Origin of the sequence: Bacillus sp. SJ-10, assembly GCF_002843505.1 — a bacterium.
Taxonomy (GTDB): Bacteria; Bacillota; Bacilli; order Bacillales; family Bacillaceae; genus Bacillus; species Bacillus velezensis.
The window spans coordinates 538,898-555,000 of the sequence record NZ_CP025258.1 but is presented as its reverse complement, the minus strand read 5'-3'; the positions used below and the strand labels follow the sequence as shown (position 1 = coordinate 555,000).

Annotated in this window: 16 protein-coding genes, 1 rRNA gene and 1 other annotated feature (1 of these 18 cut by a window edge); all 17 genes read left to right on the top strand. The window is 45.6% G+C overall.

Annotated elements, in window-relative coordinates:
• A 5S ribosomal RNA gene (gene rrf / locus CXL14_RS02850) occupies nt 1-46 on the top strand (it extends 70 nt beyond the left edge of the window).
• 227 nt (nt 47-273) lie between these two features.
• Nucleotides 274-738, top strand: coding sequence for a transcriptional regulator CtsR (gene ctsR / locus CXL14_RS02840; protein WP_003156396.1), 465 nt, complete (start codon nt 274-276; stop codon nt 736-738).
• 13 nt (nt 739-751) lie between these two features.
• Nucleotides 752-1,309: a protein-arginine kinase activator protein McsA gene (locus tag CXL14_RS02835; protein WP_007410387.1), complete on the top strand. Its 558-nt coding sequence runs from the start codon at nt 752-754 to the stop codon at nt 1,307-1,309.
• Complete coding sequence (locus CXL14_RS02830; protein WP_014416741.1) at nt 1,309-2,400, top strand: protein-arginine kinase McsB; 1,092 nt, start codon at nt 1,309-1,311, stop codon at nt 2,398-2,400. Before CXL14_RS02835 ends, CXL14_RS02830 begins: the two co-directional genes overlap by 1 nt.
• A complete protein-coding gene (clpC, locus tag CXL14_RS02825; RefSeq protein ID WP_007410388.1) occupies nt 2,397-4,829 on the top strand; it encodes an ATP-dependent protease ATP-binding subunit ClpC in 2,433 nt (810 codons plus the stop codon). The genes CXL14_RS02830 and clpC overlap by 4 nt, the downstream gene beginning before the upstream one ends.
• A gap of 93 nt (nt 4,830-4,922) precedes the next feature.
• Entirely contained in the window at nt 4,923-6,302 is a 1,380-nt protein-coding gene (gene radA, locus CXL14_RS02820; protein WP_014416742.1) for a DNA repair protein RadA, read from the top strand.
• Between the two features lie 3 nt (nt 6,303-6,305).
• Nucleotides 6,306-7,388, top strand: a complete 1,083-nt coding sequence (gene disA / locus CXL14_RS02815; protein WP_003156401.1) for a DNA integrity scanning diadenylate cyclase DisA — start codon at nt 6,306-6,308, stop codon at nt 7,386-7,388.
• Nucleotides 7,389-7,501: 113 nt separating this feature from the next.
• Nucleotides 7,502-8,602: a PIN/TRAM domain-containing protein gene (locus CXL14_RS02810; protein ID WP_003156403.1), complete on the top strand. Its 1,101-nt coding sequence runs from the start codon at nt 7,502-7,504 to the stop codon at nt 8,600-8,602.
• A 12-nt stretch (nt 8,603-8,614) separates the two neighbouring features.
• Entirely contained in the window at nt 8,615-9,313 is a 699-nt protein-coding gene (gene ispD / locus CXL14_RS02805; RefSeq protein WP_014416743.1) for a 2-C-methyl-D-erythritol 4-phosphate cytidylyltransferase, read from the top strand.
• Entirely contained in the window at nt 9,306-9,782 is a 477-nt protein-coding gene (gene ispF / locus CXL14_RS02800) for a 2-C-methyl-D-erythritol 2,4-cyclodiphosphate synthase (protein ID WP_003156407.1), read from the top strand. The genes ispD and ispF overlap by 8 nt, the downstream gene beginning before the upstream one ends.
• 91 nt (nt 9,783-9,873) lie before the next feature.
• Nucleotides 9,874-11,325, top strand: a complete 1,452-nt coding sequence (gene gltX, locus CXL14_RS02795) for a glutamate--tRNA ligase (RefSeq protein WP_014416744.1) — start codon at nt 9,874-9,876, stop codon at nt 11,323-11,325.
• A gap of 2 nt (nt 11,326-11,327) precedes the next feature.
• Nucleotides 11,328-11,561, top strand: a binding site (T-box leader).
• A gap of 73 nt (nt 11,562-11,634) precedes the next feature.
• Nucleotides 11,635-12,288, top strand: a complete 654-nt coding sequence (cysE, locus tag CXL14_RS02790) for a serine O-acetyltransferase (protein ID WP_014416745.1) — start codon at nt 11,635-11,637, stop codon at nt 12,286-12,288.
• Entirely contained in the window at nt 12,285-13,685 is a 1,401-nt protein-coding gene (gene cysS / locus CXL14_RS02785) for a cysteine--tRNA ligase (protein WP_003156411.1), read from the top strand. Before cysE ends, cysS begins: the two co-directional genes overlap by 4 nt.
• A gap of 4 nt (nt 13,686-13,689) precedes the next feature.
• Entirely contained in the window at nt 13,690-14,121 is a 432-nt protein-coding gene (locus CXL14_RS02780) for a Mini-ribonuclease 3 (RefSeq protein WP_003156412.1), read from the top strand.
• Nucleotides 14,105-14,854, top strand: coding sequence for a 23S rRNA (guanosine(2251)-2'-O)-methyltransferase RlmB (gene rlmB, locus CXL14_RS02775; protein WP_003156413.1), 750 nt, complete (start codon nt 14,105-14,107; stop codon nt 14,852-14,854). Before CXL14_RS02780 ends, rlmB begins: the two co-directional genes overlap by 17 nt.
• 6 nt (nt 14,855-14,860) lie before the next feature.
• Nucleotides 14,861-15,373, top strand: a complete 513-nt coding sequence (gene rae1, locus CXL14_RS02770) for a ribosome-dependent mRNA decay endonuclease Rae1/YacP (RefSeq protein WP_003156414.1) — start codon at nt 14,861-14,863, stop codon at nt 15,371-15,373.
• Between the two features lie 62 nt (nt 15,374-15,435).
• Entirely contained in the window at nt 15,436-16,092 is a 657-nt protein-coding gene (gene sigH / locus CXL14_RS02765; protein WP_003156415.1) for an RNA polymerase sporulation sigma factor SigH, read from the top strand.
• Nucleotides 16,093-16,103: the final 11 nt, after the last annotated feature.

The following is a 16,103-nucleotide window of genomic DNA, read 5'->3' as shown; positions in this document are numbered from 1 at the left end:
ATGGTAGTCGGGGGTTTCCCCCTGTGAGAGTAGGACGCCGCCAAGCTATCATTACGGTAAAGGCAGCTCATCATGAGCTGCCTTTTTTGTGTTTTTTTGCATACGTTATATAATATGAGAAACGTAACGATATGCCTTTTTGCAAAAGCAGGTTTTATGCTTGTGCAAAGTGGAAATAATAGAGATAGAGCGATACAGTTGAAAAATTTTGCGAAACACCTTATAGTAAGATTAAAGTCAAATATAGTCAAAGTCAATAAAGGAGGGGGTTGAGTGGGACATAATATTTCTGACATCATTGAACAGTACTTGAAACAAGTATTAGATCAAAATGGCAAAGAAATTTTAGAGATCAAACGCAGTGAAATCGCTGATAAATTTCAATGTGTTCCTTCCCAAATAAATTATGTCATCAACACCAGATTTACAAGTGAAAGAGGATATATTGTTGAAAGTAAACGGGGAGGCGGCGGTTATATTCGTATTATCAAAATTAAAATGAATAACGAAGTCGTCCTCATCAATAATATTATTTCGCAGATTCATACCCACTTGTCCCAGGCAGCCTCTGATGACATTATTCTCAGACTGTTAGAGGACGGAGTTATTTCGGAAAGAGAAGCTAAAATGATGGTGAGTGTAATGGATCGTTCAGTTCTATATATTGATTTGCCCGAACGGGATGAGCTAAGAGCCAGAATGATGAAAGCAATGCTCACATCTTTAAAACTAAAGTAAGCGGGTGAAAAGATTGATTTGTCAAGAATGCAATGAGAGACCGGCCACTTTTCACTTTACGAAAGTTGTTAATGGAGAAAAACAAGAAGTTCATATTTGTGAACAATGTGCAAAAGAAAATAGCGATTCATACAGTATAAGTGGAAACCAAGGGTTCTCGATTCATAATTTATTATCAGGGCTGCTGAATATGGAGTCTTCATTTCAAAACACCGGTTCTCAAATGTTCGGCTATTCAGAGCAAGGGACAGCTTGTAAGAAATGCGGTATGACGTTTCAGCAGCTGAGAAAAACAGGGCGTTTCGGCTGTGCGGAATGTTACGATACGTTCTACAGCCAAATTACGCCGATCTTGCGAAAAGTTCACAGCGGGAATACGGTGCATGCCGGGAAAATTCCAAAACGAATAGGCGGAAACCTGCATGTAAGACGGCAAATGGAAATGTTAAAAAAAGAACTTGAATCTTTAATACACCACGAAGAGTTTGAAAGAGCAGCGGAGGTCAGGGATCAGATCCGATCGTTAGAGCAAAAATTAAAAAGTAAAGACAGTGAGGGGGAACAAGGGTAATGTCGCTCAAGCATTTTATTCAGGACGCACTAAGCAATTGGATGAAGCAAGAGGGACCTGAAAGTGACATTGTACTCAGCAGCCGTATACGGTTGGCCCGAAACTTTGAAAATATAAAGTTTCCCGCCCGGTATACGAATGAAGAAGCCTCATCCATCATTCAGCAATTCGAAGATCATTTTTCAGGAAAAGAACTGCCTGATATCGGTCAATTTCATTTAATCAGAATGAGTGAAGCTCAGCCTTTGGAAAAACGGGTGCTGATGGAGAAACATCTCATCAGCCCGAATTTAACGGAATCTCCTTTTGGCGGCTGTCTGCTTTCTGAAAATGAAGAAGTCAGCATTATGTTAAATGAAGAAGATCATATCAGAATTCAATGCCTCTTCCCCGGCTTCCAGCTTCTCAACGCCATAAAAGCGGCAAACCAGGTTGATGACTGGATTGAGGAGAAAGTGGATTACGCCTTTGGAGAGAAGAGAGGGTACTTAACAAGCTGTCCTACAAATGTAGGGACGGGACTAAGGGCTTCAGTCATGATGCATTTGCCGGGCCTTGTATTAACTAGGCAAATGAATCGAATTATACCGGCAATTAACCAATTAGGCTTAGTTGTTAGAGGAATTTACGGTGAAGGCAGCGAAGCATTAGGAAATATCTTTCAAATTTCAAATCAAATCACACTCGGAAAATCAGAACAGGACATTGTAGATGATTTAAACAGTGTGGCTGCCCAGCTGATTGAGCAGGAACGTTCAGCCCGAGAAGCGCTTTACCAAACCTCGAAAATTGAATTGGAGGACCGGGTATTCAGATCTTACGGTGTTTTATCCAACTGCCGTATGATTGAATCAAAGGAAACGGCGAAATGCCTTTCTGACGTTCGGCTGGGGATAGACCTGGGGATCATCAAAGGGCTATCAAGCAATATACTTAATGAACTGATGATTTTGACACAGCCGGGTTTTCTCCAGCAATATTCGGGCGGTGCATTACGGCCGAACGAAAGAGACGCGAGAAGAGCGGCTCTTATCAGGGAAAGGCTGCATTTAGAAATGAGTGCAAATAGACAGGAGGATGATTCGATATGATGTTTGGAAGGTTTACAGAGCGAGCTCAAAAGGTATTGGCACTGGCACAGGAAGAAGCACTGCGCTTAGGCCATAACAATATTGGAACTGAACATATCTTATTAGGTCTGGTTCGTGAAGGAGAAGGGATTGCGGCTAAAGCACTCCAAGCACTCGGACTCGGTTCGGATAAAATTCAGAAAGAAGTGGAGAGCTTAATCGGACGGGGACAGGAAATGTCTCAAACGATTCATTATACGCCAAGAGCAAAAAAAGTCATTGAGCTCAGCATGGATGAAGCCAGAAAGCTAGGACATTCTTATGTGGGAACAGAACACATACTTCTCGGACTGATTCGTGAAGGAGAAGGCGTGGCGGCGAGAGTTCTGAATAATCTCGGTGTCAGCTTGAATAAGGCGAGACAGCAAGTGCTGCAGCTTCTGGGAAGCAATGAGACGGGATCTTCTGCATCCGGTACGAACAGCAATGCAAACACGCCGACGCTGGACAGTCTGGCGCGTGATTTAACTGCGATTGCGAAGGAAGACAGTCTTGATCCGGTTATCGGCCGAAGCAAAGAAATTCAGCGTGTTATTGAGGTATTAAGCCGCAGAACGAAAAATAATCCCGTTCTTATCGGAGAACCGGGTGTCGGTAAAACTGCGATTGCTGAAGGCCTCGCACAGCAGATCATCAATAATGAAGTGCCGGAAATTTTACGTGATAAACGTGTAATGACATTAGACATGGGTACGGTTGTAGCCGGTACGAAATACCGCGGAGAATTTGAAGACCGCTTGAAAAAAGTAATGGATGAAATACGTCAGGCCGGCAATATTATTTTATTCATTGACGAACTGCATACACTGATCGGAGCGGGGGGAGCAGAAGGTGCGATTGACGCATCGAATATCTTAAAACCTTCACTGGCCCGCGGAGAGCTTCAATGCATCGGTGCGACAACGCTTGATGAATACCGTAAATATATCGAAAAAGACGCGGCTCTGGAGCGCCGTTTCCAGCCGATTCAGGTGGATCAGCCGTCAGCCGATGAAAGCATTCAAATTTTAAAAGGGCTCCGTGACCGCTATGAAGCGCATCACCGCGTATCCATTACCGATGAAGCGATTGAAGCGGCGGTAAAATTGTCCGACCGTTATATTTCTGACCGCTTCCTTCCGGATAAAGCGATCGATTTAATTGATGAAGCCGGTTCAAAAGTGCGTCTCCGTTCTTTCACAACGCCTCCGAACTTAAAAGAGCTGGAGCAGAAACTCGATGAAGTTCGCAAGGAAAAAGACGCTGCCGTTCAGAGCCAGGAGTTTGAAAAAGCGGCTTCCCTTCGTGATACGGAGCAGCGCTTGAGAGAACAGGTGGAAGACACGAAAAAAACGTGGAAAGAAAAACAAGGCCAGGAGAACTCCGAAGTTTCTGTAGAGGATATTGCGATGGTTGTATCCAGCTGGACCGGGGTGCCCGTATCTAAAATTGCCCAAACGGAGACAGATAAGCTTCTCAATATGGAAAGCATTCTGCACTCCCGCGTCATCGGCCAGGATGAAGCTGTTGTAGCCGTTGCAAAGGCTGTCAGACGTGCAAGAGCCGGTCTGAAGGACCCGAAACGCCCGATTGGTTCATTCATCTTCTTAGGCCCTACAGGCGTTGGGAAGACAGAGCTGGCACGAGCGCTGGCGGAATCCATTTTCGGTGATGAGGAAGCGATGATCAGAGTGGATATGTCCGAATACATGGAGAAACACTCGACTTCACGTCTTGTCGGTTCTCCTCCGGGATATGTCGGCTATGATGAAGGCGGCCAGCTGACAGAAAAAGTGAGAAGAAAACCATACTCTGTCGTATTGCTTGATGAAATTGAAAAAGCGCACCCTGATGTGTTTAACATTCTCCTGCAAGTGCTTGAAGACGGACGCTTGACTGATTCAAAAGGACGCACTGTGGATTTCCGCAACACGATCCTGATTATGACGTCAAACGTCGGAGCGAGCGAGCTGAAACGCAACAAATATGTGGGCTTCAATGTGCAGGATGAATCACAAAACCATAAAGACATGAAAGACAAAGTCATGGGAGAGCTGAAGCGTGCCTTCAGGCCTGAGTTTATCAACCGGATTGACGAAATTATCGTCTTCCACTCCCTTGAGAAAAAACATCTTACAGACATCGTGTCGCTTATGTCTGATCAGTTAACAAAACGTCTGAAAGAACAAGATCTCTCTATCGAGCTGACGGATGCTGCAAAAGCAAAAGTAGCAGAAGAGGGCGTCGATTTGGAATACGGCGCACGTCCGTTAAGAAGAGCGATTCAAAAGCATGTGGAGGACCGATTATCAGAAGAACTCCTCAGAGGCAATATTGATAAAGGCCAGCACATTGTTCTTGATGTTGAGGACGGCGAATTTGTCGTAAAAACAACTGCTAAAACGAACTAATATAGTGACAAACATGAGGCATACGTAAGCGAGTGTATGCCTCACTTTGTTATATAGAGAAATATTCGATAAGGAAGAGGTCTTACAACATATATGGCTAAATCAAAAACAAAATTCATCTGCCACTCATGCGGTTATGAATCCGCAAAATGGATGGGAAAGTGCCCGGGCTGCGGGGCTTGGAATACAATGGTGGAAGAAACCATAAAAAAAGCGCCGGCGAATCGGCGGGCGGCTTTCTCCCACTCCGTTCAAACCGTCCAGAAACCATCACCCATTACATCAATTGAAACATCGGAAGAACCCCGCGTTCACACAAAGCTCGAAGAATTCAACAGAGTGCTTGGCGGCGGCGTTGTGAAGGGCTCGTTAGTATTAATCGGCGGCGATCCCGGGATCGGAAAATCAACGCTCCTTCTCCAAGTATCCGCACAATTAGCAGATACGGCCGGCAGCGTGCTTTACATTTCAGGGGAAGAATCCGTGAAGCAAACGAAGCTGCGTGCCGACAGACTTGGAATCAACAGCCAAATGTTACATGTTTTATCTGAAACCGATATGGAGTATATTTCGTCTGCTATACAAGAGATGAAACCCGCATTTGTTGTCGTAGACTCCATTCAGACCGTGTACCAAAGTGATATAACCTCAGCTCCCGGCAGTGTATCACAAGTAAGAGAGTGTACGGCCGAATTGATGAAAATCGCGAAAACAAACGGCATACCTATTTTTATCGTCGGACACGTCACAAAAGAAGGATCGATCGCAGGGCCGAGATTGCTTGAGCACATGGTCGATACCGTTCTATACTTTGAAGGAGAGCGGCACCATACATTCCGTATTTTGCGGGCCGTAAAAAACCGTTTCGGCTCCACAAATGAAATGGGCATCTTTGAAATGCGGGAAGAGGGGCTTACGGAGGTGCTGAACCCTTCTGAAATATTCTTGGAAGAGCGTTCTGCCGGGGCATCAGGTTCGAGTATCGTTGCGTCAATGGAAGGAACGAGACCGATCCTGGTTGAAATTCAGGCGCTCATATCACCGACCAGTTTTGGAAACCCGCGCCGCATGGCTACAGGCATTGACCACAACAGGGTGTCGTTAATTATGGCTGTGCTTGAGAAGCGGGTGGGTCTTTTGCTTCAAAATCAAGATGCGTATTTAAAGGTCGCCGGCGGGGTCAAACTGGATGAACCGGCGATTGATTTGGCAGTAGCCGTCAGCATTGCCTCAAGCTTCAGAGATACACCGCCGAATCCCGCAGATTGCTTTATCGGTGAAGTGGGTCTGACAGGAGAAGTCCGCAGGGTGTCAAGAATCGAACAGCGCGTAAAAGAAGCGGCGAAACTCGGCTTCAAGCGCATGATCATACCTGAGGCGAATGCAGACGGGTGGACAATACCAAAAGGGATTGAGGTTGTCGGAGTAGCAAATGTTGCAGAAGCGCTTCGTACTTCATTAGGAGGATCATAATAGATGGAAAAAGAGAAAAAAGGGGCGAAACAAGAGCTTGACCTGTCTGCAATTCTGCAGTTCGTTGCACCGGGCACCCCGCTCAGAGCCGGGATAGAGAATGTACTTCGGGCAAATACAGGCGGCCTGATTGTTGTCGGATACAATGATAAGGTAAAGCAAGTCGTCGATGGCGGTTTTCATATTAATACATCATTTGCGCCCGCTCACTTATACGAGCTGGCCAAAATGGACGGTGCCATTATTTTAAGTGATTCCGGCCAGAAAATTCTTTATGCGAATACGCAGCTTATGCCGGAGGCGACCATTTCTTCTTCAGAAACGGGAATGAGGCACCGTACGGCGGAACGGGTGGCGAAGCAGACCGGCTGTCTCGTCATTGCCATTTCTGAGCGCAGAAATGTCATTACGTTATATCAGGACAGCATGAAGTACACACTAAAGGACATAGGATTTATTTTAACAAAGGCAAATCAGGCCATTCAAACGCTTGAGAAGTATAAAACCATTTTAGACAAAACGATTACGGCTTTAAACGCATTAGAGTTTGAGGAGCTTGTGACATTCAGTGACGTGCTGTCCGTCATGCATCGGTATGAAATGGTGCTCCGAATAAAAAATGAAATCAATATGTATATTAAAGAACTCGGAACGGAAGGCCACTTAATCCGTCTGCAGGTGATTGAACTGATTACGGACATGGAAGAAGAGGCGGCACTTTTCATCAAAGACTATGTCAAAGAAAAAATCAAAGATCCGTTCGTGCTGTTAAAAGAGCTTCAGGATATGTCCAGCTATGATCTGCTTGATGATTCCATTCTGTTTAAGCTGCTTGGATATCCGGCTTCTACGAATCTTGATGATTATGTGCTCCCGAGAGGATACAGGCTGCTGAACAAAATTCCGCGTCTGCCGATGCCGATTGTTGAAAATGTGGTTGAGGCGTTCGGATTTTTGCCAAGCATAACGGAAGCCACTGTGGAAGAGCTTGATGATGTCGAGGGTATCGGAGAAGTGCGCGCCCAAAAAATCAAAAAAGGCTTAAAACGCCTTCAGGAAAAACACTATATAGATAGACAGCTTTAAGAATCGCTTAAACCTGTCGGAATCCGGGTATATTATTGTTAGTTTTTGTTTATTCTGAATTTGTAGGCTCTGACAGTCTGCTGAAAAAATGCTACTTAAAAGGAGGTGGAGGTATGTTAAAACGAATAGTTCAGGCGTTCTTCATTATTGTGGGCGGCGTTGTCGGTATCTTTTTAATACCTGAATTGTTTGTGCTGTCAAATATACAGGACATACCTTTAATAACAAACGCATATACGTCTGCTGCAATTGGTGCTATTATCTTTTTTCTCATCAGTATATGGACGACAGAATATGTGATTAATTGGGTAAAATGGATTGAAGATTCTTTGCTGAGAGCTCCGGTGCCGGATCTGTTATTCGGGAGTCTCGGATTGGTTTTTGGACTTATCATCGCATATCTCATTGTAAACGTGATTCCGCTGGACAATATTCCGTACCGTATATTCAGCACCATCATTCCGGTCTTTCTGGCTTTCTTTCTCGGTTACCTGGGCTTCCAAGTCGGATTTAAGAAAAAGGATGAACTGATCAGTCTTTTCTCCATTTCTGCAAGAATGCAGAAGAAAAAGGGAAGTGCTGATGAGGAGCAGGAGGAACAGGATAAAAGGCTGAAAATCTTGGATACAAGTGTTATTATTGATGGGAGAATTGCAGATATTTGTCAGACGGGCTTTTTAGAAGGCGTCATTGTCATTCCTCAATTTGTGCTGGAGGAATTACAGCATATCGCTGATTCTTCAGATGTTTTAAAACGTAACAGAGGACGCCGCGGACTGGATATCTTGAATCGCATTCAAAAGGAACTGGATATTACGGTTGAAATTTATGAAGGCGACTTCGAAGACATTCAGGAGGTTGACAGCAAGCTTGTCAAACTTGCGAAGCTGACATCCGGCGTCGTTGTGACGAATGATTTTAATTTAAATAAAGTATGTGAGCTTCAGAAGGTTGCGGTACTGAATATTAATGACCTTGCAAACGCGGTGAAGCCGGTTGTGCTTCCGGGCGAAGAGATGAATGTGCAGGTGATTAAGGACGGGAAAGAGCATAATCAAGGTGTGGCTTACTTGGATGACGGGACGATGATTGTTGTGGAAGAAGGCCGCAATTATATAGGGAAGCATATTGATGTGCTCGTAACCAGCGTACTGCAGACAGCGGCGGGACGAATGATTTTTGCCAAGCCCAAGCTGCTTGAGAAAGCTCTTTAAGAGGGAGTTAATATGGAGTATGTTGTCGTTATTCCGGCTGCCGGACAAGGAAAACGGATGAAGGCCGGGAAAAATAAGCTGTTCATCAGCTTAAAAGGTGCGCCTGTTATTATACACACACTGCGGGTTTTTGAAAGCCACGCACCCTGTCAGAAAATAATCCTGGTGATAAACGAGAGTGAACGGGAAGATTTTCACCAGCTGCTGGCCCAATTTCCGATTCAGACGGAAATTGAGCTTGTTACCGGAGGTGCGGAGCGTCAGCACAGTGTGTACGAAGGACTGAAAGTGATTGATAAGGAATCGGTCGTCCTTGTTCATGACGGAGCGCGCCCGTTTGTCACACATCAGCATATCGATAAGCTCGTTGAAACAGCAGAGGAGACGGGAGCGGCTGTCCTGGCTGTTCCTGTGAAAGACACGATAAAACGGGCGGAAGGCTCCCGGGTTGCGGAGACCTTTGATCGTTCAAGCTTGTGGGCCGTTCAAACGCCGCAGGCTTTTCGTCTTTCTTTATTGAAAACGGCGCATATGGAAGCGGAAAACAAAGGCTTCTTAGGGACGGATGACGCCAGCCTCGTCGAGCGTCTTGATGGATATCAGGTGAGTATCGTTGAAGGCAGCTATACCAATATTAAGCTGACAACGCCGGATGATCTGATATCCGCGGAAGCAATCATGAAAGCGGAAAGTGGGAATCATAATGTTTAGAATCGGACAAGGATTTGATGTGCATCAATTAACGGAAGGCCGTCCTCTCATCATCGGCGGAATTGAAATTCCTTATGAAAAAGGGCTGCTCGGACATTCAGATGCTGATGTATTGCTGCATACAGTCGCAGACGCGTGTCTCGGAGCGGCAGGTGAAGGAGATATCGGCAAGCATTTCCCGGATACTGATCCGGAATTCAAAGATGCGGATTCTTTTAAGCTGCTTCAGCATGTTTGGAACATTGTTAAAGAAAAAGGATACGTACTCGGAAATATAGACTGCACGATTATTGCGCAAAAGCCGAAAATGGCGCCGCATATTGATGCTATGAGAAAACGGATAGCGGAAGGCCTTGAGGCGGACGTTTCTCAAGTAAACGTAAAAGCAACGACGACAGAAAAGCTCGGGTTTACCGGAAGAGCCGAAGGAATTGCCGCTCAGGCAACCGTTCTGATCCAAAAAGCCTGATCATTGTTTTGATGCCCGGTCTATTTGGTGGTAGAATAGATACATATATTCGGCTAGAGGCTACAGACGAGATGAAAGGAAGTATTTGAACATGGGAAATGAAGTACGCGTTCGTTATGCACCGAGTCCGACCGGACATTTGCATATCGGTAACGCCAGAACGGCGCTTTTTAACTATTTATTTGCCCGCAGCCAAGGCGGAAAGTTTATTATCCGGATTGAGGATACGGACAAAAAGCGAAATATTGAAGGCGGAGAGCAAAGTCAGCTCAACTATTTGAAATGGCTCGGCATAGACTGGGATGAAAGTGTGGATGTCGGCGGAGAATACGGCCCGTACCGCCAGTCTGAGCGTAACGACATTTACAAAGAGTACTATGAAGAGCTTCTTGAAAAAGGGCTAGCTTATAAATGTTTCTGTACGGAAGAAGAACTTGAGAAAGAACGTGAAGAGCAAATCGCCCGCGGGGAAATGCCGCGCTATTCCGGCAAACACAGAAACCTGACTCAGGAAGAGCAGGAGCAGTTTTTAGCCGAAGGCAGACAGCCGAGCATCCGTTTCCGCGTGCCGGAAGGGAAAATCATCGCATTTAACGATATCGTAAAAGGTGAGATTTCTTTTGAATCAGACGGCATCGGCGACTTTGTCATCGTCAAAAAAGACGGAACACCGACGTATAACTTTGCCGTCGCGATTGACGATTACTTAATGAAAATGACGCACGTGCTCCGCGGTGAGGATCACATTTCAAATACACCGAAACAGATCATGATTTTCCAGGCATTCGGCTGGGATGTTCCTGTCTTCGGACATATGACGCTTATCGTAAACGAAAGCCGCAAAAAATTAAGTAAACGTGATGAATCAATTATCCAGTTTATTGAGCAGTATGATGAGCTGGGTTACCTGCCTGAAGCGCTGTTTAACTTTATCGGACTTCTCGGCTGGTCTCCCGTCGGTGAAGAAGAGCTTTTCACAAGAGAACAATTCATTGACATTTTTGATGTAAATCGTTTGTCTAAGTCACCGGCTCTGTTTGATATGCATAAACTGAAATGGGTCAACAACCAATACGTCAAAGCGCTGGATCTTGATCAAGTTGTTGAGCTGACCCTGCCGCACCTGCAAAAAGCAGGAAAAGTCGGCACTGAGCTTTCTGCCGAAGAGCAGGAATGGGTTCGTAAATTAATCTCTCTTTACCATGAGCAATTGAGCTACGGCGCTGAAATTGTCGAGCTGACTGATTTGTTCTTTAAAGATGAGATCGAGTATAATCAAGAGGCAAAAGCCGTTCTGGAAGAAGAACAGGTGCCTGAAGTGCTCAGCGTATTTGCTGCGAAGCTTGAAGAGCTTGAAGAATTTACGCCTGAGCTGATCAAAGCCTCAATCAAGGCTGTTCAGAAAGAAACAGGCCATAAAGGCAAAAAGCTGTTCATGCCGATTCGTGTAGCGGTTACCGGTCAGACACACGGTCCGGAGCTTCCGCAGGCCATTGAGCTGATCGGCAGAGAAACAGCCGTAAGACGCCTGAAAAGCATTTAAATATACGATTGTTGACAGGGAAGAGTATAAAACAATGACCATTACAGAAAGAATCTTCATCGGCTGAGAGAGATTCATGCGTCATGTTTTAGAAGTGCGCCCTTAAGACCTTTGAAGAACATTTCTGCGGAAATCAGTATTTAAAGGCGGCCGCCGCCGTTACCGGCTTTTAAGTTGGGAAAACAGTGACTTGTTTTTCAAACAGAGTGGAACCGCGCGGTAAAAGCGTCTCTGTCATGTTTACATGCAGAGGCGCTTTTTTTATAGGCGGAAAACAGACTGGAGCGGGGAGAGAATGGGGGGAAGCATGTGTTTTTTAAAATGCTAAAAGAAGACATAGATACAGTGTTCGATCAAGATCCGGCAGCAAGAAGCTATTTCGAAGTTGTTTTAACTTATTCTGGTTTACATGCTATATGGGCGCATCGGATTGCACATGCTTTATATAAACGGAGATTTTTCTTCCTGGCGCGCCTGATATCACAGATTGCCCGTTTCTTTACCGGAATTGAAATCCATCCCGGCGCGACCATCGGGAGAAGGTTTTTCATTGACCACGGTATGGGGGTCGTCATAGGGGAAACATGTGAAATCGGCAATAACGTGACGGTATTCCAAGGTGTCACTCTCGGGGGAACGGGAAAAGAAAAGGGGAAGCGGCATCCGACCATAAAAGATGATGCTTTAATTGCAACCGGAGCGAAGGTGCTCGGCTCTATTACGGTCGGGCAGGGTTCTAAAGTAGGGGCCGGCTCCGTTGTGCTTCGTGATGTTCCCGACTTTTCGACCGTTGTCGGCATACCGGGGAAAGTCGTCATTCGGAACGGAAGAAAAATCAAACGCGATCTCAATCACCAAGACTTGCCCGATCCGGTTGCTGACCGGTTTAGAGCATTGGAGCAGCAGATTTTTGAACTGCAGGCTGAACTGGAAGATAAAAAAGAAAGGATCAACCAAAAATGACCATTACACTTTATAATACATTGACACGGAAAAAGGAAACATTCGTTCCTCTTGAGGAAGGCAAAGTAAAAATGTACGTGTGCGGACCGACTGTATACAACTATATTCATATCGGAAACGCCCGTCCGGCGATTGTGTATGATACCGTACGCAACTATTTGGAGTATAAAGGATACGATGTTCAATACGTATCGAATTTCACCGATGTTGACGACAAACTGATTAAGGCGGCCAACGAGCTCGGCGAGGACGTCCCGACCGTTTCTGAGCGGTTCATTAAAGCGTATTTTGAAGACGTGGGCGCCCTCGGATGCCGGAAAGCGGATCTTCATCCCCGGGTCATGGAAAACATGGACGCCATTATTGAATTTGTCAGCGAGCTGATTAAAAAAGGCTACGCTTATGAATCAGAAGGCGACGTCTATTTCAAAACAAGGGCCTTCGAAGGCTACGGCAAGCTATCTCAGCAATCAATTGATGAACTCAGATCAGGCGCGCGTATCCGTGTCGGCGAGAAGAAAGAGGATGCGCTGGACTTTGCTCTTTGGAAAGCTGCTAAGGACGGAGAAATTTCATGGGATAGCCCTTGGGGAAAAGGCCGCCCGGGCTGGCATATTGAATGCTCCGCAATGGTGAAAAAGTATTTGGGTGACGAAATCGATATTCATGCCGGCGGTCAGGACCTGACATTCCCGCACCATGAAAACGAAATCGCCCAATCTGAAGCATTAACAGGCAAGACATTCGCAAAATACTGGCTTCACAACGGATATATCAATATCGATAATGAGAAAATGTCAAAATCGCTCGGCAACTTTGTTTTGGTGCACGATATCATTAAGCAATATGACCCGCAGCTTTTGAGATTTTTCATGCTGTCCGTTCATTACCGCCACCCGATCAACTATTCGGAAGAGCTGCTTGAGAAAACAAAAAACGCGTTTAACCGCCTGAAGACGGCCTACAGTAATTTAAACCATCGTTTGATTAGCAGCACGAATCTGACTGACAATGATGAGGAATGGCTCGCTAAAATTGAAGAGCACCGCACTGCGTTTGAAGAAGCAATGGATGATGATTTTAATACGGCGAATGCGATTTCCGTTTGGTTTGATCTGGCGAAGCTCGCCAATTACTACATGCAGGAAGACAATACGGCGGATCACGTCATTAAAGCCTTTATCAGCATGTTTGACAGAATCGGATCTGTTCTCGGACTTACGCTCGGCGAAGAAGAGCTTGTCGACGAAGAGATTGAAGAGTTGATTGAGAAGAGAAATGAAGCCCGCCGCAATCGCGATTTTGCTTTGTCAGACCAGATTCGCGATCAGCTGAAAAGCATGAATATCATTCTTGAAGATACGGCCCAGGGAACTCGCTGGAAGCGGGGAGAGTAAGCGGATGCTTCAATTTGAACAAATCAAAGATTCAAAGCAGTTAAACGGTCTTGCGCTTGCTTATATGGGTGATGCCATTTTTGAAATATACGTCCGGCATCACCTGCTTAAGCAGGGCTTTACGAAACCGAATGACCTTCATAAGAAGGCGAGCCGGATTGTATCGGCAAAATCACAGGCAGACATATTGTTCCGCCTTCAGGACGAATCCTTTTTCACGGAGGAAGAGGAAGCCGTGCTGAGAAGAGGCAGAAACGCGAAATCAGGGACGACGCCTAAAAACACAGATGTACAGACGTACCGCCATAGTACAGCTTTTGAGGCTTTACTCGGATACCTTTTTCTTGAGAAAAGAGAAGAAAGACTGAATCAGCTGATTGCTGAGGCTATACAAGTCGGGACGTCAGGGAGGAAAACAAATGAGTCAGCAACATGATTACGTCATAGGAAAAAACGCTGTGATTGAGACGTTAAAGTCAGATCGCAAGCTGTATAAGTTATGGATGGCGGAAAACACAGTAAAAGGACAGGCGCAGCAAGTTATGGAGCTTGCTAAAAAGCGCGGCGTCACCATTCAATTTGTACCGAGGAAAAAACTCGATCAGATGGTTGAGGGGCAGCATCAGGGTGTTGTCGCCCAGGTGGCGGCATATGAATATGCACAATTAGACGAATTATATAAAAGAGCGGAAGAGAGAAACGAACAGCCTTTCTTTCTCATACTGGACGAGCTGGAAGACCCTCATAATCTCGGTTCCATCATGAGAACGGCTGACGCTGTCGGTGCACACGGCATCGTGATTCCGAAACGCAGAGCGGTCGGACTGACTTCGACGGTCGCAAAAGCTTCGACCGGTGCGATTGAACACATTCCCGTCGTGAAGGTGACCAACCTTGCCCGGACACTTGATGAAATGAAGGAGCGGGGGATTTGGGTCGTCGGAACGGATGCATCCGCCCGGGAAGACTACCGCTCTATGGACGGCAAGATGCCTTTGGCGCTCGTTATCGGAAGCGAAGGCAGAGGAATGGGGCGGCTTGTGAAAGAGAAATGTGATTTTCTCATTAAGCTTCCGATGGCGGGAAAAGTCACGTCTCTGAATGCGTCGGTAGCGGCCGGCCTTCTCATGTATGAAGTCTACCGGAAGCGCAATCCTTTAGGGGAATGAAGACAGATGGACATCCTGTTAGTAGACGGATACAACATGATTGGAGCTTGGCCGCAGCTAAAGGATTTAAAAGCGAACAGTTTTGAAGAAGCGAGAGATGTACTGATCCAGAAGATGGCGGAATATCAGTCCTACACGGGAATCAGAGTCATTGTGGTGTTTGACGCACACCTGGTAAAAGGCATAGAGAAAAAACAAACGAATCACAGAGTCGAAGTGATTTTCACACGGGAGAATGAGACGGCGGATGAGCGGATCGAGAAGCTTGCCCAGGCGCTAAACAATATTGCGACACAGATTCATGTCGCAACTTCCGATTATACGGAGCAGTGGGCGATTTTCGGACAAGGGGCTCTCCGTAAATCCGCCCGGGAGCTCCTGAGGGAAGTGGATACGATAGAACGCCGGATTCAAAGGCGGGTTTCAAAGATCACTTCTGAAAAACCACCGGGTAAAATCGAGCTGTCCGAAGAGGTTTTGAAAACGTTTGAAAAGTGGCGCCGAGGCGGTCTGGATTAGGTTGACGCTTTTTCGCCCATTAATGTATAATATTTCTATCTACGTGCGCCGGGGGGATCGCAGTGAATCTACAGAACAGCAAGGGAAAGTTCAACAAAGTGCAATTTTGCCAGTTGGAGGACGAGCAGGTCATTGAAAAGGTTCATGTTGGGGATAGTGATGCGTTAGATTACTTGATTACGAAGTACCGTAATTTTGTACGGGCGAAAGCAAGGTCTTATTTTTTAATAGGGGCCGACAGAGAAGATATTGTACAGGAAGGGATGATAGGCTTATATAAGTCTATCCGAGACTTTAGAGAGGACAAGCTCACTTCATTTAAAGCTTTTGCAGAATTATGCATTACCCGCCAGATTATTACCGCAATAAAGACAGCTACCCGTCAGAAACACATTCCTTTAAATTCCTATGTTTCTTTAGACAAACCTATTTTTGATGAAGAATCTGACAGAACACTGCTTGATGTCATTTCAGGCGCTAAAACGTTAAATCCTGAAGAGATGATTATTAATCAGGAAGAATTTGATGATATCGAAATGAAAATGGGAGAACTGCTGAGCGATCTGGAGAGAAAGGTGCTTGTTCTGTACTTGGACGGAAGAAGTTACCAAGAGATTTCAGATGACTTAAACCGACACGTAAAATCGATCGATAATGCCCTGCAGCGCGTGAAGCGCAAGCTTGAAAAGTATTTAGAAATAAGAGAGATCAGCCTGTAGCAGGTTTCTGT

Excerpts from the sequence above, each read along its gene's own strand:
- CXL14_RS02780 (WP_003156412.1), top strand. The coding sequence starts at position 13,690 with ATGCTTCAATTTGAACAAATCAAAGATTCAAAGCAGTTAAACGGTCTT.
- CXL14_RS02810 (WP_003156403.1), top strand. The coding sequence starts at position 7,502 with ATGTTAAAACGAATAGTTCAGGCGTTCTTCATTATTGTGGGCGGCGTT.
- disA (WP_003156401.1), top strand. The coding sequence starts at position 6,306 with ATGGAAAAAGAGAAAAAAGGGGCGAAACAAGAGCTTGACCTGTCTGCA.
- ispD (WP_014416743.1), top strand. The coding sequence starts at position 8,615 with ATGGAGTATGTTGTCGTTATTCCGGCTGCCGGACAAGGAAAACGGATG.
- radA (WP_014416742.1), top strand. The coding sequence starts at position 4,923 with ATGGCTAAATCAAAAACAAAATTCATCTGCCACTCATGCGGTTATGAA.
- gltX (WP_014416744.1), top strand. The coding sequence starts at position 9,874 with ATGGGAAATGAAGTACGCGTTCGTTATGCACCGAGTCCGACCGGACAT.
- rlmB (WP_003156413.1), top strand. The coding sequence starts at position 14,105 with ATGAGTCAGCAACATGATTACGTCATAGGAAAAAACGCTGTGATTGAG.
- CXL14_RS02830 (WP_014416741.1), top strand. The coding sequence starts at position 1,309 with ATGTCGCTCAAGCATTTTATTCAGGACGCACTAAGCAATTGGATGAAG.
- clpC (WP_007410388.1), top strand. The coding sequence starts at position 2,397 with ATGATGTTTGGAAGGTTTACAGAGCGAGCTCAAAAGGTATTGGCACTG.
- ispF (WP_003156407.1), top strand. The coding sequence starts at position 9,306 with ATGTTTAGAATCGGACAAGGATTTGATGTGCATCAATTAACGGAAGGC.
- cysS (WP_003156411.1), top strand. The coding sequence starts at position 12,285 with ATGACCATTACACTTTATAATACATTGACACGGAAAAAGGAAACATTC.
- rae1 (WP_003156414.1), top strand. The coding sequence starts at position 14,861 with ATGGACATCCTGTTAGTAGACGGATACAACATGATTGGAGCTTGGCCG.